This is a genomic window from Pontibacillus sp. HMF3514, from assembly GCF_009858175.1.
Classification (GTDB): Bacteria; Bacillota; Bacilli; order Bacillales; family BH030062; genus Pontibacillus.
Genome location: NZ_CP047393.1, coordinates 3,548,476 through 3,566,730, shown reverse-complemented (window position 1 = coordinate 3,566,730; position 18,255 = coordinate 3,548,476). Strand labels below are relative to the sequence as shown.

Below are 18,255 nucleotides of genomic sequence, written 5' to 3'. Positions count from 1 at the left end.
CGTGGACAAGACATAAACCCTTTTGTTCAATCGAAAGATATAAAGAAATGGAAACCACAAGAATTGGATAGACTAAGATTGATATAAATTCTTGAAACATCCGAAATTATTCAGTACAATTTTAAGGATGCAAACTATTCATAAAGGAGAGATCGGCTCATGGGTAAGGTATACGTATTTGATCATCCTCTAATTCAACACAAACTAACGTACATACGAAAGAACGAAACAGGTACAAAAGAATTTCGTGAACTTGTCGACGAAGTGGCAACACTTATGGCATTCGAAATCACACGAGATCTCCCTCTAGAAGATGTAACGATTCAGACACCTGTTTCCGAATCTAAATCTCAAGTAATTGCAGGTAAAAAACTAGGTATTGTGCCAATTCTACGTGCTGGACTAGGTATGGTAGATGGTATGCTTAGCTTAATTCCAGCTGCAAAAGTTGGACATGTTGGTTTATATCGTGATCCTGAAACGCTAAAACCAGTTGAATACTATGTAAAACTTCCAAGCGATGTTGAAGAACGTGAATTTATCGTGATTGACCCAATGCTTGCAACAGGAGGATCCGCTAACGAAGCGATTGAATCCTTGAAAAAACGTGGTGTTAAGCAGGTTCGCCTAATGTGTTTAGTTGGCGCTCCAGAAGGGGTGGAGGAAGTACAGAAAGCACACCCTGATGTAGACATTTATCTAGCTGCGCTTGATGAAAAACTTAACGAAAAAGGTTACATTGTTCCAGGACTAGGAGACGCTGGGGACCGCCTATTCGGAACTAAATAACGCTGAGTTTGGAGGGAACGACATGAGTCAGCCCATAAAAGTTATGACCATATTCGGAACAAGACCAGAAGCGATCAAGATGGCGCCCCTCGTTCTTGAACTGAAAAAGCGTAACACCCAATTTGAACCGATCGTAACGGTTACTGCACAACACCGTGAGATGCTTGATCAAGTGTTAGATATTTTCGGTATTGAGCCCGATTTTGATTTAAATATTATGAAATCCAGACAGACCCTTGCTGAAATTACAACACGAGCACTTGAAGGGCTAGACGGTGTGATGAAAGAAACGAAGCCTGACGTTGTTTTGGTTCACGGCGACACCACGACAACATTTGCGGGAAGTCTAGCTGCAATGTATAACCAAATTCCAGTTGGTCACGTAGAAGCAGGTCTTCGTACATGGAACAAGCTGTCACCGTTTCCTGAAGAGATGAATCGTCAGCTGACAGGTGTGATGGCGGATTTACATTTCACACCAACCAATAAATCCCAGCAAAACCTCTTGGATGAAAACAAACCTGAAGATTCGATCTATGTAACAGGGAATACAGCGATCGATGCATTAAAAACAACCGTGAAAGATGACTACACACACAGCATTTTAAAGAAAGCTGAGGATAAGCGTATGGTGCTTGTTACAGCACACCGTCGTGAAAACCTTGGTGACAAAATGCAGCAAATGTTCCGTGCAATTAAACGCTTAGTGGATACACATGATGATGTAGAAGTTGTTTATCCGGTTCACCTAAATCCAGTTGTACAAGATACAGCAAAAGAAATTCTTGGCGACGATGATCGCATTCACTTGATCGAGCCATTAGATGTTATCGATTTTCATAACTTCGCATCCCGAGCACACCTGATCTTAACGGACAGCGGTGGCGTTCAGGAAGAAGCACCATCTCTTGGTGTACCAGTTTTAGTGTTACGCGATACAACAGAACGTCCTGAGGGAATTGATGCAGGTACGCTGAAGCTTGCGGGTACGGATGAAGAGAACATCTTTAATATGGCAAACGAATTGCTATCCGATCCAGAGGTACACAAGTCCATGTCCCGTGCATCCAACCCATACGGAGATGGACAAGCCTCAGCCCGTATTGCCGAAGCGATACGCTATTTCTTCAACCATACAGAAGAAAGACCAAAAGCATTTACAACAGAAGACTAAGCTGAAGATCAAGGAGGGGAGACTCTCCTTGATTTTTTATTGAATGAACCTTGATCCGGAATTAAAGAGCGCTCTATCCAGAAGAAAAAGCATTCTATCCGCAATTACAGAGCGCCTATCCAGAAGAAAAAGGATTCTATCCAGAATTACAGAGCGTCAATCCAGAAGGAAAACGATTCTATCCAGAAGAAAAAGCTCTCTATCCGTAATTACAAAGCCTCTATCCAAAAGAAAGAACCACCAATCCAGAATCAGCAAGCACCTATCCCAAAAAAGAGCTCTAAATCAACCCCAAACTCCTCACCCTGATATAACTCATAAAAACCACCTCCATTGGACAAATTAACAAAATAAGAAGAAGTACGGATCCATTCAAAAAAGAGGTGCCCACCAAATGAAAAAGCTGCTCATAATGACTCTTCTCCTAGCAATCGTTATACTCGCTTCACCTATCCAATCAACAGGACTTGGTGAGCAAAAGTCAATGATCATTGAGGTTGAAGGGGACGCAAACAAATGGAAAACCCATGTAGAAAAATACTATCCACGAATAGAAGTTGTTCAAGTGTACGACACCCTTCTTCAAGCACTTGCTGTAAAAGGGTCGCAATCTCATTTGCAACAGCTCGAGCAAGCAGAATTCGTTAAACAAATCTTCCCTGTTCAAAAGTATCAGGTGCACGCAAACGATAGTATGTCGTACCTTTTTGATAAGTACACCCCAAGAGAGCAACTTCCCTACACAGGAAAAGGGGTGAAAGTCGGAGTCATCGATACGGGCATTGATTATGAGCATCCCGACTTACGAAAAAACTATAAAGGTGGGTACGATGTCGTCGATTTGGATGGAGATCCCATGGAGACCAAGCAACATCAGGGAGCGCCTACATTACACGGCACTCATGTGGCTGGAATCATAGCAGCTAATGGGGAATTCAAAGGCATGGCACCAGATGCTGAGCTCTACGGATACCGGGCGCTTGGTCCAGGAGGTATGGGAACGTCAGTACAGGTCATTGCTGCAATTGAGCAAGCTGTAGAGGATGATATGGATATCATCAACTTATCGCTAGGCAACACAATCAATGGACCCGATTGGCCAACAAGTATAGCTGTTAATAAAGCGGTTGAGATGGGCGTGTCGATGGTCATTTCAAATGGGAACTCGGGACCAGGGGTGTGGACGGTGGGATCACCAGCAACAGCGGTTGATGCGATTGGCGTAGGAGCTTCAACCCCTCCAATAAAACTTCCTTATTTATATGCATATTTTGAAAGAAAAAACATTCCCATCACACCCCTTGTAGGATCAACAGCTTGGGATCTGCAAAAAGACTATCCCCTTCAAAACATAGACTTAGCAAAAGGAAAGATGCCAGACTTACGCGGCAAAATCGCACTGATTAAAAGAGGGGAAATCACATTCACTCAAAAAGCACAAGCAGCGGAAAGAGCAGGGGCTGTAGCAGCAGTTATATATAATAATGAAGAAGGACGTTTTCAAGGTGGTTTAGAAGAGGAGGTCTCCATTCCAGTTGCCTCGATCTCAAAAGAGTCAGGTGAATGGATCATAGAAAACATACTCCCTGATAAAAAGTGGCTAGAAACAAAATACAAAACCATTCAGGATACACTGGCCGATTTTAGCTCAAAAGGACCTGTTACATGGAACTGGGACATCAAGCCTGATATTTTAGCGCCAGGTGTAGCGATTAAAAGCACAGTGCCTGGAGGCTATAAAGAACTGCAGGGAACAAGCATGGCCGCACCGCACGTGGCAGGAGCACTAGCTCTCATAAAAGAAGCTCATCCAGATTGGGGGCCTCATCAGTTAAAAGCAGCACTTTTAACAACCGCATCACCAATCAAAAAAGAGACAGGTGAATTTTTAGAACCGATTGCTCAAGGTATGGGGCGTATTCAACCACAAAAAGCAATTGATCCTCCCACTTTCATTTACAACAGCCGCCTAACATTCGGCAGAGTACTAAAAGATGTAGAAACAAGAGAAGCCACAGTTACAATCAAAAACCGTACGGATGAACGACAGGAATACTATTTTAAGTCGCCGAACCAAATGAGGGGGCTGCAATGGCAAGTGCCCATGAGTTTTTCATTAGGTGCTGGTGAACAAAAAGCAGTTCAAATTAAAGTGAAAATAGATCAGAGACAAATTGATCTTTCAAAACCATTCCACCAAGGATGGATTACATTACACGATGAACATAACACCTATCATCTACCTTACTTATTCCTAACAAAGAAAACAGACTTCCCAAGAGTTATGGGGCTAGAATTTACATTAAAGCCATTCACAAAAGAAACGTACCAGTATCAAGTTTACCTCCCTCTAGAAGCAGATGAGTTTCAGATTGATCTATACAATCCAGATACACTACGATTTGAACGCACGATTCTTTCTAAACAAGATGTGAAACGCGGAGTCGTGAAAGGAACCTTAACAAAAGATGAAGTAGGGGAAGATGGGATATACTTAGCGGTATTAACCATTCAAAAAGGCAACATGAAGCAAACATTTGAGACGAAGATTGTCATTGGAACAGAATATCCATAATGAAAACTTTTCTAAGATATAAAAAGCTCACCTTACTAGGTGAGCTTTTTAACATGGACATAGTAAAAACCTTTGTATTCATTTTAAAAATGTAGTACAATTTTTATGGGATTGTGAAATATGCACAATCACTTTTTTTGCGCTCATAGAACCATTCAATTGGGCGTCAATTTGTGACAAAAATGTGTCACAAATGTAATAATTTTTTCCACCGATTACTTTTCCTCACAAACGGATTGACATTAGAAAACCCCTAATGTATTCTTACTAAGTGTGGAATGATAAGGCTTTCATAAATCGACAAATTTCGAGTCACAAAATTTATGAAAACTTAAGGAGCGGTTTCCGTGTCCTCAAATCAGAACAACCCTTTTAAAGCAATGGCATTGACGAGTGGAATTCTTTCACAACTGGCGGGTTGTACGTTAGTAGGAATCTTCCTTGGGCGTTGGCTTGATAACCAGTTTACCACAACACCACTCTTTTTAATCCTAGGTCTTTTCTTAGGGCTGGCCGCAGGTACATATGGCACCATTCTACTCGTGCGCAAATACACAGGAGAAGATCAAACATGACGGACCCACAATACAAAACCATGATTACACGTCAAAGAAAATGGATGATCTACCTTCTAGCCTTGTTTGTGCTTGGATGGGGCTTTCTACCGTATCAAGAGATTTTCCTCGGCTTAATCCTTGGAGCTGTACTAAGCTTTTTCAACCTCTGGCTTATGCAGCGAAAGATCAACCAAATGGGACAAGCTGCAGAAGAAAACCGAACATCAAGGGCGTTCGGAACCTTTTCTCGCATGGCTGCAGCAGGTTTAGCCATTCTTATAGCACTACGCTTTCAACAACATTTCCATCTAATTGCAGTTGTATTGGGTTTAATGACAACCTATGTTGTTATTATGATAGAATTTTTAGTTTCTAGATTTAAAGATTAGTCATAGGAAGAGAGGTGAACATTTTGGATCATAAGGCACCTTTACTCGAAGATCTATGGGGAATCGGTTGGTTGGATTTTAACTTGTCTACAGTACTCATGACATTCATTGCTTCTGTCATTGTGTTTATCTTAGGTGTTGCAAGTGCTAAGAGCCTTCAACGAAAACCAACAGGTCTACAAAACTTTATGGAATGGGTAGTCGATTTCGTAAAAGGCATTGTAGGAAGTACCATGGATTGGAAGACAGGAAAGCAGTTTTTGCCATTAGGATTAACGCTACTAACCTATATTTTTGTAGCGAACATGCTAGGTGTTATGTTTATGGTCGTCACAGGTGATCATTATCTATGGTGGAAGTCACCAACTTCTGATCCAGGGGTAACATTGACACTAGCTACCCTAGTAGTCGCTTTATCGCACTATTATGGTATAAAACTGAAGGGTGTGAAAGAGTATGGAAAAGAATTTTTCCGTCCAATGCCTTTCTTATTCCCTTTAAAAATTATTGAGGAGTTTGCGAACACGTTAACATTAGGTTTGCGTTTGTTCGGAAACATCTATGCCGGGGAGATTTTACTTGGCTTACTTGCTGGATTAGCCACAACTGGAATTGCAGGTACATTAGGTGCAGCTATTCCAATGCTAGCTTGGCAAGGATTTAGTACCTTCATTGGTGCAATTCAAGCATTTATTTTCACTATGTTAACGATGGTGTATATGTCTCACAAAGTGAGCGAAGACCATTAATTTTATAAACTAAATATCTTTTAAGATATAAAATAAGAGGAGGAATTTTATCATGACTGGAGCAGTAGCAGCAGCTATCGCAGTAGGTTTAGCAGCACTTGGTGCAGGTATTGGTAACGGATTAATCGTAAGTCGTACAGTAGAGGGGATCGCTCGTCAACCAGAACTACGTAGTGCCCTTCAAACAACAATGTTCATTGGTGTTGCACTAGTAGAGGCGATTCCAATCATCGCAGTTGTAATCGCATTTATCGTAATGGGTCAATAATAGCTTTATAATTTAAAAGGCAAGGGCGAGATTCGTCTTACTAGAATCATCGCCTTTCCTTTACTCAAATGGTTTCACAACTTCCATAAAGATCTATTCAAAAACCCGACTTTGGCTATCAAGGGTAGCTAAAAGCCGAGTTTTTCTAATGTAAAGCTTGTTACCGATAAGTGTGAAAGGAGTGAATGGTGTGCATTTATTTACAACAAACCTGGCCCTAAACGCTGGTGCCGGTTTTCTAGTTGGAGATATGATATTTTCTTTGGTTATGTTCATTATCCTTTTAGCATTACTTCGTAAGTTTGCATGGGGACCTCTAATGAACATGATGAAAGAACGTGAAGATCACATTGCAAATGAGATCGATACAGCAGAAAAGAATCGTCAAGATGCAGAGCGCATGACGAAAGAAGCACAAGAAGAGCTGAAAAATGCTCGTCAAGATGCTCAAACGATTATCGAAGATGCGAAAAAGGCAGGTAAAGAGCAACAACAAGAAATTGTTGAACAAGCTCGTGCTGAATCTGAGCGCATCAAAGAGTCCGCTCGACAAGATATCGAGAATGAGAAAGAAAAAGCTATCCAAGCCCTTCAAGACAAAGTGGCTTCCTTGTCCGTACAAATTGCAAGCAAGGTGATTGAGAAAGAACTTTCTGAGCAAGACCAAGAAAAACTAATCAACGAATACATTCAAGAGTTAGGAGAAGAGCGATGAGTAATGAAGTAGTAGCAAAGCGCTATGCAACGGCTCTTTTTCAAATCGGACAAGAACAGTCTAAGCTTGAACAATTCGAAGATGAACTAACAACAATCCGCGAAGTATTTCGCTCAAATGAAAAACTTCACACGTTCTTACAACATCCTGCCATTGAATTGAATCAAAAGAAAAACATGATTCATGAAGCTTTCAAAGGTGTTTCCAAAGAGGTTATGCACACGCTGGATATCCTTTTAGATCGTCACCGTGAAGGCGTTATCCCGACAATGGTTAACGAATTTGTAAAAAGAACGAATGAAGCACGTGGAATTGCAGACGCAGATGTTTATTCCGTTCGTGAGCTTAGTGAAGAGGAGCAGAAGTCGATTCAATCCGTATTCACTGAAAAGCTTAACAAGAAAGCAATCCGCATTCACAATATCGTAGATCCTTCTATTTTAGGTGGTCTAAAACTTAAAATCGGAAACCGTATTTATGATGGCAGTGTTAGCAGTAAGCTTCAACGTATCGAACGTAAATTGACATCTGGAAACAAATGATGATAGGGGTGAAATTGCATGAGCATCAATGCTGAAGAAATTAGTGCGCTGATTAAACAGCAAATCGAAAACTATGATTCTGAAATTGAAGTCAACGATGTTGGTACTGTTATCCAGGTTGGTGACGGTATTGCTCGTGCGCATGGCCTTGACAACGTAATGTCAGGTGAGCTTGTTGAATTTTCAAACGGTGTCATGGGAATGGCGCAAAACCTTGAGGAAAACAACGTAGGTATTGTAATCCTAGGTGAATTTACAGATATCCGTGAAGGTGACGAAGTTCGTCGTACTGGTCGTATCATGCAGGTTCCAGTAGGAGATGAGCTTTTAGGCCGCGTAGTAAACCCACTTGGACAGCCTGTTGATGGTAAAGGGCCAGTTGAAACGAGCAAAACTCGTCCAATTGAATCTCCTGCACCAGGCGTTATGGATCGTAAATCCGTAGATGAGCCACTTCAAACAGGTATCAAAGCGATTGACGCTCTTGTTCCAATCGGCCGTGGTCAGCGTGAGTTAATCATCGGTGACCGTCAGACAGGTAAAACAACAGTAGCAGTCGATACAATCATTAACCAAAAAGACCAAGACATGATCTGTATTTACGTAGCGATTGGTCAGAAAGAATCTACAGTTCGTGGAACAGTAGAAACGCTACGTCAACACGGTGCTCTTGAAAATACAATCGTCGTAACAGCAGGTGCATCTCAACCAGCACCACTTCTTTACCTAGCTCCTTACACAGGCGTATCCATGGGTGAAGAGTTCATGTACAACGGTAAACATGTACTAGTTGTCTACGATGACCTTACGAAGCAGGCGTCAGCATACCGTGAGCTTTCCCTATTGCTACGTCGTCCTCCAGGTCGTGAAGCTTACCCTGGTGACGTATTCTACCTTCACTCCCGCTTACTAGAGCGTGCAGCGAAGTTAAGTGACGATAAAGGCGGAGGTTCTTTAACAGCACTTCCATTTATCGAAACACAAGCAGGGGACATCTCAGCTTATATCCCAACAAACGTAATTTCCATCACAGACGGACAGATTTTCTTACAATCTGACTTGTTCTTCTCAGGTGTACGTCCGGCGATCAACGCTGGTCAGTCCGTATCCCGTGTTGGTGGTTCCGCACAAATTAAAGCCATGAAGAAAGTAGCCGGTACACTTCGTCTGGACCTGGCATCCTTCCGTGAGCTAGAAGCATTCGCACAGTTCGGATCAGACCTAGATGCAGCAACTCAAGCGAAACTGAACCGTGGTGAGCGTACAGTAGAAATCTTGAAGCAGGGCTTACATGAGCCACTTCCAGTAGAACAACAGGTAGCAATCATTTACTCTCTAGTTAATGGTTACCTTGATGATATCCCAACTTCAGACATCACACGCTTTGAGTCTGAGCTACAGAGCTGGATTGGTAAAAACAAACCTGAACTTTACGAACACATTCGAAACACTGGTAAGCTACCAGAAAAAGATGATTTCAACGCTGCAATCGAAGAGTTCAAGAAAACATTCGTTGTATCGTAAGAAATTAATCTGATAGCAACCTTTGAAGAAAGGGTGGTGAAACGACGTGGCATCCCTTAGAGATATTAAGTCTCGTATTACTTCAACGAAGAAGACCATGCAGATTACAAAAGCAATGGAAATGGTATCAGCTTCTAAGATGAACAAAGCGGAACAAAATGCGAAGAATTTCGTTCCGTACATGAAAAAAATCCAAGAAGTTGTAGCCAGCATTGCAAATGGTACTGATGCAAGTCACCCAATGCTTGAAGAGCGTGAGGTGAAGAAAACAGCTTACCTTGTTATCACATCAGACCGTGGTCTTGCAGGAGCTTATAACAGTAATATTTTGAGAAACGTTTATCAAACGATTCAAGAGCGTCACAATTCCAAGGATGAGTACACCACCATTCCTGTTGGACGTATCGGTCGTGACTTTTTCAAAAAACGTGACATGCCAGTAGAGCACGAAATCACTGGAGTGGCTGACCAGCCAAACTTTGCTGATATTGCAGATATCGCGAAGCAAACTGTTCAGCTATACACGGATGAGAAAATTGATGAACTTCACATTTACTACAATCATTACGTAAGTGCAATCACACAAGAGGTTACGGCTACGCAACTATTACCGTTAACCAACATTTCATCTGAAGGACAATCAATGACTTCTTATGAATATGAGCCAAATGAGGAAGAGATTCTTGAAGTTCTTTTACCTCAATACGCTGAAAGCTTAATTTATGGCGCATTGTTAGACGGTAAAGCAAGTGAGCACGCTGCCCGTATGACAGCCATGAAAGCTGCAACTGATAATGCTGACGAGTTAGTTGGCGACTTAACGCTTAAATATAACCGTGCACGTCAGGCATCCATTACCCAAGAGATTACCGAGATTGTCAGCGGAGCCGCTGCCCTCGAGTAACAGGGTAAACGTGAAAGTAAGTTAGGAGGGAAATCCATGAGCAAAGGACGCGTTACACAAGTAATGGGACCCGTTGTTGACGTTCAGTTTGAGAGCGGTCATCTCCCAGAAATCAATAACGCATTAACTGTCCGTTATGAAGCGAAGAACGAATCCGAAGTAAGCATGGATGTTACTTTGGAAGTAGCGCTACACTTAGGTGACGACGCCGTACGTACTGTAGCCATGTCTTCAACAGAAGGACTTGTTCGCGGACTAGATGTAGTTGACTCTGGTGCACCAATTTCCGTACCAGTAGGTGAAGCTACACTAGGCCGAGTATTTAACGTACTAGGTGAAAACATTGATCTTGACGAACCACTTTCAAGTGACCAGCGTCGTGATCCAATTCACCGTCAAGCACCAGTATTCGAAAACCTTTCAACAGAAACTGAGATTCTTGAAACAGGAATCAAAGTTGTTGACTTGCTTGCTCCATACATCAAAGGTGGTAAGATCGGTCTATTTGGTGGTGCCGGAGTAGGTAAAACCGTACTAATTCAGGAATTAATCAACAACATCGCACAAGAGCACGGTGGTATTTCCGTATTCGCAGGTGTTGGTGAGCGTACACGTGAAGGTAACGACCTGTACTATGAAATGACAGATTCAGGCGTTATCAAGAAAACAGCGATGGTGTTCGGTCAGATGAACGAGCCACCAGGAGCTCGTATGCGTGTAGCACTTTCTGGTCTTACAATGGCTGAATACTTCCGTGATGAAGAAGGACAAGACGTACTTCTATTCATCGACAACATCTTCCGCTTTACGCAAGGTGGTCTAGAGGTTTCCGCCCTACTAGGTCGTATGCCTTCTGCCGTTGGTTACCAACCAACACTTGCAACGGAGATGGGACAATTACAGGAACGTATCACATCTACTGACAAAGGTTCCATCACATCTATCCAGGCGATTTACGTACCTGCCGATGACTACACAGACCCGGCACCGGCTACAACATTCGCTCACTTAGATGCGACGACAAACCTTGAACGTAAACTATCTGAGCAAGGTATCTACCCAGCCGTGGATCCACTTGCATCAACATCTCGTGCGCTTGACCCAGCAGTCGTTGGTGAAGAGCACTACGAAGTAGCACGTAACGTACAAAGTACACTACAGCGCTACAAAGAACTTCAGGATATCATTGCGATCCTAGGTATGGACGAGCTTTCTGATGAGGACAAACTTACAGTATCTCGTGCACGCCGTATTCAGTTCTTCCTATCTCAGAACTTCCACGTTGCTGAACAGTTCACTGGACAAAAAGGTTCTTACGTTCCAGTAGCTGAAACAGTAAAAGGATTCAAAGAGATCTTAGATGGTAAATATGACGACCTTCCAGAGGACGCATTCCGTCTAGTAGGACGTATTGAAGAAGTAGTAGAAAAATCAAAATCCATGTAGTAACGAGTAGAATATAAAGCGGCGTTTGTCTTAACAGATGCCGCTTCATTCTAGCCCAAGGGGGGTTAAACTTGAAAACACTAACTGTGAGTGTTGTCACTCCTGATGGCCCAGTTATAGAAAATAACTACGATATGGTAAGCTGTAAGACGGAAACAGGTGAACTTGGTATTCTACCAGGTCACATCCCTCTAGTAGCACCATTAACAATTAGCGGTGTTCGCCTGAAGAGCAATAACTCAGCCGACATCATCGCTGTAAACGGTGGCTTCGTTGAAGTCCGTCCAGAGAAAGTAACGATTCTAGCACAATCTGCTGAGCTCCCATCCGATATCGATATCGAAAGAGCGCAAAAAGCAAAAGAACGTGCAGAACGTCGCGTAAACTCAGGCGCATCCGACATTGATCTAATGCGAGCTGAACTAGCACTACAACGTGCAATCAACCGCATAGATGTAAAAGAAAAAGCTTAAGCTGACATTTTGTTAGCTTAGGCTTTTTTTCTATTAGGTGCGCTGGAGATGAGACAGGGGCGACCCGATGGAAAGTAGCTGGGACCCGAGCGAAAACAGTGAGTACCCGAGCGAAAGCAGAGCGTACCCGAGCGAAAGCAGAGCGTACCCGAGCGAAAGCAGAGCGTACCCGAGCGAAAGCAGAGCGTACCCGAGCGAAAGCAGAGCGTACCCGAGCGAAAGCAGAGCGTACCCGAGCGAAAGCAGAGCGTACCCGAGCGAAAGCAGAGCGTACCCGAGCGAAAGCAGAGCGTACCCGAGCGAAAGCAGAGCGTACCCGAGCGAAAACAGTGAGCACCCGAGCGAAAGCAGAGCGTACCCGAGCGAAAACAGAGCGTACCCGAGCGAAAGCAGAGCGTACCCGAGCGAAAACAGAGCGTACCCGAGCGAAAACAGAGCGTACCCGAGCGAAAACAGAGCGTACCCGAGCGAAAGCAGAGCGTACCCGAGCGAAAGCAGAGCGTACCGATGGAACACAGCCCCAACCCCAGAGAAACCAACACCCACCCCCGAAAGAAAACCAAAGAAAAGCCCCCTTAAAATCTATTAAAATTCCCAGAAAAACCCCAACAAAGTCATAATTCCAAACCTCTCACCATAGACATGCATAGAAGGATCATGCTAATATCGACACCCTTTCAGAGGTCTGCTATAATGAAAACGATTACAGATAATTCTGAAAATTACACTCAAGGGGGAGTGCAATGGAATCATTACATACGTATTGGAACAGCCACCTCGCTATTGTTGTGTTTCTTATTTTAGGTATTATTTTACCGATTGTCGCGTTAACCGCTGGTCGGATTCTACGCCCAAATCAACCATCCTCACAGAAGTCTACCACCTATGAAAGTGGGATCGAACCATTCCAAGATGCTAGAGTACAATTTAATGTTCGCTACTATATTTTTGCCCTTATGTTTGTCATTTTCGACGTGGAAACCGTCTTTCTTTACCCATGGGCAGTGGCGTATGACAAGCTAGGTATTTTTGCATTAATAGAGATGTTGATTTTCGTCACAATGCTTTTGATCGGATTAATCTACGCTTGGAAAAAGAAGGTGCTACGATGGAGTTAAATCTTGATGGAATCACACCGGACGAACGTGCCGAGTTAGAAAGAAATGTATTCATGGCTACCCTGGAACAAGTAAAAGGGTGGGCGAGAAGTAACTCATTATGGCCAATGACATTTGGACTAGCCTGTTGCGCAATCGAAATGATGGGAGTAGGCTCCTCGCATTATGACGCCGATCGTTTTGGATCCTTTTTCAGAACATCACCACGTCAATCAGATGTGATGATTGTTTCAGGAACGGTCACGAAAAAGATGGCTCCAGTGCTGCGCCGACTTTATGATCAAATGCCAGAACCAAAATGGGTGATCGCCATGGGCTCATGCGCCACAGCTGGAGGACCGTACATCTATTCCTATTCCGTTGTAAAAGGGGTGGATCAAATCGTTCCCGTTGATGTGTACATCCCAGGATGCCCACCAAACCCAGCAGCTCTAATTTACGGAATTAATAAATTACAAGAAAAAATTCGCTACGAAGCTAAAACTGGGAAGAGGGTGATGAGCGAATGAGCGATGAAAAAGATTTAGAAAAAAAGAAAGCCGCGGCTGCCGCAAAAGCAAAAGCAGAGGCTTTGAAAAAGATGAAAGAAAAAGAAGCAGCTTCACAAAATGATGATTCCATCGAGGAACAAAAAAGAAAAGCTGCAGAAGAAGCGAAGAAAAAAGCAGCTGAAATAAATAAATCTGATTCCAAGGAAGAAGATAAGGACCTTGCAAAACAAAAAGCAGCCGCCGCAGCCAAGGCCAAAGCCGCTGCACTCGCAAAGCAAAAAGCCAAAGAGCAGTCCGAAGAAAAATCACCAGGTTCATCAGAAAAGGAAAAAGCAGACGCTAAAGCTAAGGCAGCAGCCGCTGCGAAAGCGAAAGCTGCCGCTATAGCCAAGCAAAAAGCAAAAGAACAAACTCAAGACAACACCTCAGACACAGAAAAACAAAAAGCCGCAGCCAAAGCAAAAGCTGCAGCAGCCGCCAAGGCAAAAGCAGCTGCTAAATCAAAACAAGACTCTCAACCAGACGATAAAGCCAAAGCCGCAGCCGCTGCCAAGGCAAAGGCCAAAGCTGCCGCTGCAGCCAAAGCAAAAGCTAAAGCAGCACAGTCCCAATCAACTCAACAACCATCCGAAGAATCTGAGGAACAGCCTTCACACAACCAACCTCTCCTGGATAAATACACAAAAGTCATCCATGAGCACTTAGGAGAACACGTTTTAGAGGATTCTTATATTAATCGATTGTCCAAGCACGTACCAACTTTGGTTACAAAGCCTGAAACGTATTTTCAAGTTGCCGAGTTTTTGAAATTTAATGAACAGCTAGGGTTCGAATATGTATCAGAACTACATGGAACCGACTTTGAAACCCACATGGAACTATACACTCACCTTTTTTCATTCAAAAATAAACAACCTGTAGCCCTAAAAGTAAAAATCGACCGGGATCAACCTGAAATTGATTCGCTGACACCACTTTGGCAAGGAGCGAACTGGCCAGAGTGTGAAGCATATGATCTACTCGGTATCAAATTTAAAAACCATCCTGAACTCAAGCGAATTTTTCTTGGAGAAGAGTGGGTAGGTTATCCGCTTAGAAAAGATTATGAACCGTATGATGTGGAGGTGTAGCCCTTGCTTCGAACCGAAGAAATGCTTTTGAATGTCGGCCCCCAACACCCAAGTACGCACGGGGTATTCCGACTTGTTGTCAAAATTGATGGAGAAATGATTAAAGAAGCGACACCTGTGATTGGATACTTACACCGAGGGACAGAAAAGCTTGCTGAAAATCTTCAATACACTCAAATCATCCCGTACACAGACCGCATGGATTACCTTTCAGCCATGACAAATAATTACGTCATTGTGCATGCAGTTGAAACCATGATGGACCTTGAGATTCCAGAACGAGCGGAATATCTTCGTATCCTTTCGATGGAACTTGGACGCATTGCCAGTCATCTTGTCTGGTTTGGTACATATCTATTGGATATTGGAGCCGTGAGTCCATTCCTTTACGCATTCCGTGAGCGAGAAGTCATTATTAATCTCCTAAATGAATTGTCAGGGGCACGACTTACGTTTAACTACATGCGTGTAGGAGGCGTGAAATGGGATGCTCCAGAAGGCTGGATTGATAGAGTAAGAGAATTTGTTCCGTACATGCGGGAGCAGTTAAAAGGATATCACGATCTGGTTTCGGGTAATGAGATCTTCCTTAACCGCGTTAAAGATGTAGGGACTTATACAAAAGAGGACGCCTTGGAGTATGCCCTAAGTGGTGCGAACCTGCGCTGTACAGGAGTTGACTGGGATCTTCGAAGAGATGAGCCATATTCCATCTATGATCGATTTGATTTTGATGTCATTACAAGAACAAAGGGAGATGCCTGGAGTCGCTATGAGTGTAGAATGGCTGAAATCGAAGAATCTCTTAAAATTGTAGAACAGGCTGTCCAGCAAATACCTGATGAGGGCCCAATTATGGCTAAGGTGCCAAAGGTTATCAAAGCCCCTAAAGGAGAAGCTTACGTTCGAATCGAGTCGCCACGCGGTGAAATCGGGTGTTACATCAACAGTCAGGGCAAAAAAGAACCCTATCGCGTGAAATTCAGAAGGCCATCTTTTTATAACCTTCAGATCCTTCCTAAATTGCTGAAGGGTGAAAACATGGCGAACTTAATTACGATCTTAGGTGGCGTGGATATTGTCCTCGGGGAGGTGGATGGTTGATGACGTGGATAGAGAGTTTTCTCCAGTCTCAGCCCACATTTGAAAATATGACTTACTTGCTTACGTTAGGAGCTGGGATGTTGAGTCTCGTGCTAGGCTTCGTTACATTCGCAATCCTAGCTGAGCGTAAAGTGATGGGCTATATGCAGCTGCGTCATGGACCTAACCGTGTCGGTGGACGATTTGGATTGCTCCAGACGGTAGCCGATATTTTGAAACTACTAACGAAAGAAGATATTCGTCCCAAGCTTGCAGATAAACCGCTATTTGTTCTGGCACCTGTCATTGCATTCACGCCAGCTTTCATCATTCTTAGTGTTATTCCATTTACAGATGCATTTAAGTTTTCTGATATAGGCGTGGGGTTGCTTTACTACATTGCGATTTCTGGTATTTCCACGATTGGGATCGTTACAGCAGGCTGGGCTTCGAATAACAAGTATGCGTTAATGGGCGGAATGCGCTCGGCTGCGCAGATGATTTCCTATGAAGTCCCACTTGTTATGTCTGTTATTGGCGTCATTCTTTTTGCTGGAACGTTGAACTTAACAGAAATTGTTGAAGCGCAAAAACATGTGGCGTACATTTTCCTTCAGCCAGTTGGCTTTATCATTTTCTTTATTGCCGCAAACGCAGAGCTCAATCGTACACCTTTTGATTTGCCAGAAGCTGAATCAGAGCTTGTGGCGGGTTATCACGTTGAATTCTCAGGGTTCAGGTGGGCCTTTTTCATGCTTTCCGAATATGTGTATTTGTTTGCAATGGCATCGCTTATTACCGTCCTGTTTTTAGGAGGATGGAACCCGATTCCTGGGCTTGGATTTATTCCAGACCCGTTCTGGTTCAGTATCAAATTTATGATCGTTGTCTTTTTATTTATCTGGATTCGCATTACCTTACCGCGAATTCGTGCGGATCAGCTGATGGAGTTCGGGTGGAAGGTCCTGCTCCCAGTTGCGTTAGCAAACATCTTTTTATCTGCAATTGTAAAAGAACTTTACTCAATTTGGTTTTAAAAAGGGGTGGTGAGACAACATGCTCGGTTTAGCCAAAGGATTTAAATACACCTTGAAAAATCTAACCAAAGAAAAAATGACCTATTCCTATCCGGAAGAACCTGTGCCCATGCCAGATCGGTTTCGTGGTATTCAAAAGTTTTATCCGGAGAAGTGTATCGTCTGTAATCAGTGCGTGAACATTTGTCCAACCGATTGCATTCAACTTACGGGGAAGAAGCACCCCGATCCGAACAAAAAAGGCAAAATCATTGATACGTATGATATCAATTTTGAAATTTGTATCCTATGTGATTTATGTACGGAGGTATGTCCGACAGAAGCGATCATTATGACGAATAACTTTGAGCTTGCTGAATACTCAAGAGATGATCTGTTTAAGGACCTACAATACCTCGATGAACATGATGAAAACAAGCGAAAGGAGAATAAGCCATGAGTGGGGGAGTTTTAGCTTTTTTAATCCTGGCGACGCTCTCCGTATTAGGTGGCATTCTCATGTTGAACCTGACAAAAGTCATTCACATGCTATTGGCTCTTGTCATGACGTTCTTATCGATTGCCGGCATCTTTGTTTTACTATCAGCGGAATTTGTAGCGGCCGTTCAAGTTTTGATCTATTCTGGAGCGATCACAATCATTATGATTTTCGGCATCATGCTCACCAAACATAACGATAAACAACAAGCTACCAAAAGTTCACCTCGAAACGTACTAGTTGGGATCGGAGCAGTTGTTTTCTTTCTAGTAATGTACAGTTTCATTGGAGATGTGAATTTTGGCGGACAAGCTGAAAATCTACATGTAAATAACACAGAACAAATCGGGATTGCTTTATATTCGCATTACATCATTCCATTTGAAATGGTGTCGGTTATATTACTTGTTGCTCTAGTTGGCGCCATTATTTTAGCAAAACGAGATGATGGGGAGGAGGCGAGTGAAGAATGAGTGCAGTTCCTGTATCAGTGTATCTCATGCTTGCCCTCATGCTGTTTTGTATCGGATTATTCGGAGCTTTGACGAAGCGGAATACCGTCATTGTGCTCATATCCATTGAACTTATGTTGAACGCAGTAAATATCAATTTAGTAGCCTTTAGTAAATACGGAATCAACCCGTCGATTACAGGGCAGATTTTTTCCTTATTTACGATTACGATTGCTGCAGCTGAAGCGGCTGTAGGATTAGCCATTCTAATCGCGCTTTATAGAAATCGTCGGACAGTCCAGGTTGATGAAATGAATACGATGAAGCATTAAAAAACCTTATACAGAAGGGGGCTGTTAAG

The 18,255-nt window shown here is 43.0% G+C and carries 22 protein-coding genes; all 22 read left to right on the top strand.

The genetic code is table 11. From position 1 onward, the window contains the following. Nucleotides 1-159 precede the first annotated feature (159 nt). Complete coding sequence (gene upp, locus GS400_RS18065) at nucleotides 160-789, top strand: uracil phosphoribosyltransferase (protein WP_027447849.1); 630 nt, start codon at nucleotides 160-162, stop codon at nucleotides 787-789. A gap of 22 nt (nucleotides 790-811) precedes the next feature. Beyond that, on the top strand, nucleotides 812-1,963 hold the full coding sequence (wecB, locus tag GS400_RS18060) for a non-hydrolyzing UDP-N-acetylglucosamine 2-epimerase (RefSeq protein ID WP_160104116.1): 1,152 nt from the start codon (nucleotides 812-814) through the stop codon (nucleotides 1,961-1,963). Nucleotides 1,964-2,357: 394 nt separating this feature from the next. Beyond that, entirely contained in the window at nucleotides 2,358-4,538 is a 2,181-nt protein-coding gene (locus GS400_RS18055; RefSeq protein ID WP_160104115.1) for a S8 family serine peptidase, read from the top strand. A gap of 380 nt (nucleotides 4,539-4,918) precedes the next feature. Beyond that, nucleotides 4,919-5,113 (top strand): AtpZ/AtpI family protein, encoded by a 195-nt coding sequence (locus GS400_RS18050; RefSeq protein WP_160104686.1) that lies wholly within the window; start codon nucleotides 4,919-4,921, stop codon nucleotides 5,111-5,113. Next, nucleotides 5,110-5,484, top strand: coding sequence for an ATP synthase subunit I (locus GS400_RS18045; protein ID WP_027447844.1), 375 nt, complete (start codon nucleotides 5,110-5,112; stop codon nucleotides 5,482-5,484). The genes GS400_RS18050 and GS400_RS18045 overlap by 4 nt, the downstream gene beginning before the upstream one ends. A 23-nt stretch (nucleotides 5,485-5,507) precedes the next feature. Beyond that, nucleotides 5,508-6,233 carry a F0F1 ATP synthase subunit A gene (gene atpB, locus GS400_RS18040; RefSeq protein ID WP_160104114.1) on the top strand — a complete coding sequence of 242 codons (726 nt, stop codon included), beginning with the start codon at nucleotides 5,508-5,510 and terminating at the stop codon, nucleotides 6,231-6,233. Between the two features lie 52 nt (nucleotides 6,234-6,285). Further along, nucleotides 6,286-6,501, top strand: coding sequence for a F0F1 ATP synthase subunit C (gene atpE, locus GS400_RS18035; RefSeq protein WP_027447842.1), 216 nt, complete (start codon nucleotides 6,286-6,288; stop codon nucleotides 6,499-6,501). 190 nt (nucleotides 6,502-6,691) lie between these two features. Then, nucleotides 6,692-7,216, top strand: coding sequence for a F0F1 ATP synthase subunit B (atpF, locus tag GS400_RS18030; RefSeq protein ID WP_236561040.1), 525 nt, complete (start codon nucleotides 6,692-6,694; stop codon nucleotides 7,214-7,216). After that, nucleotides 7,213-7,758 (top strand): F0F1 ATP synthase subunit delta, encoded by a 546-nt coding sequence (locus GS400_RS18025; RefSeq protein ID WP_160104113.1) that lies wholly within the window; start codon nucleotides 7,213-7,215, stop codon nucleotides 7,756-7,758. The genes atpF and GS400_RS18025 overlap by 4 nt, the downstream gene beginning before the upstream one ends. Before the next feature lie 18 nt (nucleotides 7,759-7,776). Beyond that, the gene (gene atpA, locus GS400_RS18020; protein WP_160104112.1) at nucleotides 7,777-9,282 is read left to right on the top strand and encodes a F0F1 ATP synthase subunit alpha; all 1,506 of its coding nucleotides are present in this window, start codon (nucleotides 7,777-7,779) and stop codon (nucleotides 9,280-9,282) included. Nucleotides 9,283-9,328: 46 nt separating this feature from the next. Further along, complete coding sequence (gene atpG / locus GS400_RS18015) at nucleotides 9,329-10,186, top strand: ATP synthase F1 subunit gamma (RefSeq protein ID WP_160104111.1); 858 nt, start codon at nucleotides 9,329-9,331, stop codon at nucleotides 10,184-10,186. Nucleotides 10,187-10,222: 36 nt separating this feature from the next. Next, nucleotides 10,223-11,632 (top strand): F0F1 ATP synthase subunit beta, encoded by a 1,410-nt coding sequence (atpD, locus tag GS400_RS18010; protein ID WP_160104110.1) that lies wholly within the window; start codon nucleotides 10,223-10,225, stop codon nucleotides 11,630-11,632. A 71-nt stretch (nucleotides 11,633-11,703) separates the two neighbouring features. Next, on the top strand, nucleotides 11,704-12,105 hold the full coding sequence (locus GS400_RS18005; RefSeq protein ID WP_160104109.1) for a F0F1 ATP synthase subunit epsilon: 402 nt from the start codon (nucleotides 11,704-11,706) through the stop codon (nucleotides 12,103-12,105). A 98-nt stretch (nucleotides 12,106-12,203) separates the two neighbouring features. Continuing rightward, the gene (locus GS400_RS18000; protein ID WP_160104108.1) at nucleotides 12,204-12,725 is read left to right on the top strand and encodes a hypothetical protein; all 522 of its coding nucleotides are present in this window, start codon (nucleotides 12,204-12,206) and stop codon (nucleotides 12,723-12,725) included. Between the two features lie 123 nt (nucleotides 12,726-12,848). Then, a complete protein-coding gene (locus GS400_RS17995; protein ID WP_160104107.1) occupies nucleotides 12,849-13,223 on the top strand; it encodes an NADH-quinone oxidoreductase subunit A in 375 nt (124 codons plus the stop codon). After that, complete coding sequence (locus GS400_RS17990; protein WP_160104106.1) at nucleotides 13,214-13,732, top strand: NuoB/complex I 20 kDa subunit family protein; 519 nt, start codon at nucleotides 13,214-13,216, stop codon at nucleotides 13,730-13,732. The genes GS400_RS17995 and GS400_RS17990 overlap by 10 nt, the downstream gene beginning before the upstream one ends. Beyond that, complete coding sequence (locus tag GS400_RS17985; RefSeq protein WP_160104105.1) at nucleotides 13,729-14,844, top strand: NADH-quinone oxidoreductase subunit C; 1,116 nt, start codon at nucleotides 13,729-13,731, stop codon at nucleotides 14,842-14,844. Before GS400_RS17990 ends, GS400_RS17985 begins: the two co-directional genes overlap by 4 nt. Nucleotides 14,845-14,847: 3 nt before the next feature. Continuing rightward, nucleotides 14,848-15,948, top strand: a complete 1,101-nt coding sequence (locus GS400_RS17980; RefSeq protein WP_160104104.1) for an NADH-quinone oxidoreductase subunit D — start codon at nucleotides 14,848-14,850, stop codon at nucleotides 15,946-15,948. A 47-nt stretch (nucleotides 15,949-15,995) separates the two neighbouring features. Continuing rightward, nucleotides 15,996-16,964, top strand: coding sequence for an NADH-quinone oxidoreductase subunit NuoH (gene nuoH, locus GS400_RS17975; protein WP_160104684.1), 969 nt, complete (start codon nucleotides 15,996-15,998; stop codon nucleotides 16,962-16,964). A gap of 19 nt (nucleotides 16,965-16,983) precedes the next feature. Continuing rightward, nucleotides 16,984-17,403 (top strand): NADH-quinone oxidoreductase subunit NuoI, encoded by a 420-nt coding sequence (nuoI, locus tag GS400_RS17970; RefSeq protein ID WP_027447830.1) that lies wholly within the window; start codon nucleotides 16,984-16,986, stop codon nucleotides 17,401-17,403. Next, entirely contained in the window at nucleotides 17,400-17,915 is a 516-nt protein-coding gene (locus tag GS400_RS17965; protein ID WP_160104103.1) for an NADH-quinone oxidoreductase subunit J, read from the top strand. Before nuoI ends, GS400_RS17965 begins: the two co-directional genes overlap by 4 nt. Further along, entirely contained in the window at nucleotides 17,912-18,226 is a 315-nt protein-coding gene (gene nuoK, locus GS400_RS17960) for an NADH-quinone oxidoreductase subunit NuoK (protein WP_027447828.1), read from the top strand. The genes GS400_RS17965 and nuoK overlap by 4 nt, the downstream gene beginning before the upstream one ends. The last annotated feature ends 29 nt before the right edge of the window (nucleotides 18,227-18,255 follow it).

Bases quoted from the DNA above. Each gene is read 5' to 3' on its own strand.
- nuoI (WP_027447830.1), top strand. From the start codon at position 16,984: ATGCTCGGTTTAGCCAAAGGATTTAAATACACCTTGAAAAATCTAACC.
- GS400_RS18050 (WP_160104686.1), top strand. From the start codon at position 4,919: ATGGCATTGACGAGTGGAATTCTTTCACAACTGGCGGGTTGTACGTTA.
- GS400_RS17990 (WP_160104106.1), top strand. From the start codon at position 13,214: ATGGAGTTAAATCTTGATGGAATCACACCGGACGAACGTGCCGAGTTA.
- atpD (WP_160104110.1), top strand. From the start codon at position 10,223: ATGAGCAAAGGACGCGTTACACAAGTAATGGGACCCGTTGTTGACGTT.
- wecB (WP_160104116.1), top strand. From the start codon at position 812: ATGAGTCAGCCCATAAAAGTTATGACCATATTCGGAACAAGACCAGAA.
- GS400_RS17985 (WP_160104105.1), top strand. From the start codon at position 13,729: ATGAGCGATGAAAAAGATTTAGAAAAAAAGAAAGCCGCGGCTGCCGCA.
- nuoH (WP_160104684.1), top strand. From the start codon at position 15,996: ATGACTTACTTGCTTACGTTAGGAGCTGGGATGTTGAGTCTCGTGCTA.
- GS400_RS18045 (WP_027447844.1), top strand. From the start codon at position 5,110: ATGACGGACCCACAATACAAAACCATGATTACACGTCAAAGAAAATGG.
- GS400_RS17965 (WP_160104103.1), top strand. From the start codon at position 17,400: ATGAGTGGGGGAGTTTTAGCTTTTTTAATCCTGGCGACGCTCTCCGTA.
- nuoK (WP_027447828.1), top strand. From the start codon at position 17,912: ATGAGTGCAGTTCCTGTATCAGTGTATCTCATGCTTGCCCTCATGCTG.
- atpE (WP_027447842.1), top strand. From the start codon at position 6,286: ATGACTGGAGCAGTAGCAGCAGCTATCGCAGTAGGTTTAGCAGCACTT.
- GS400_RS18055 (WP_160104115.1), top strand. From the start codon at position 2,358: ATGAAAAAGCTGCTCATAATGACTCTTCTCCTAGCAATCGTTATACTC.
- GS400_RS17995 (WP_160104107.1), top strand. From the start codon at position 12,849: ATGGAATCATTACATACGTATTGGAACAGCCACCTCGCTATTGTTGTG.
- upp (WP_027447849.1), top strand. From the start codon at position 160: ATGGGTAAGGTATACGTATTTGATCATCCTCTAATTCAACACAAACTA.
- atpA (WP_160104112.1), top strand. From the start codon at position 7,777: ATGAGCATCAATGCTGAAGAAATTAGTGCGCTGATTAAACAGCAAATC.
- GS400_RS18025 (WP_160104113.1), top strand. From the start codon at position 7,213: ATGAGTAATGAAGTAGTAGCAAAGCGCTATGCAACGGCTCTTTTTCAA.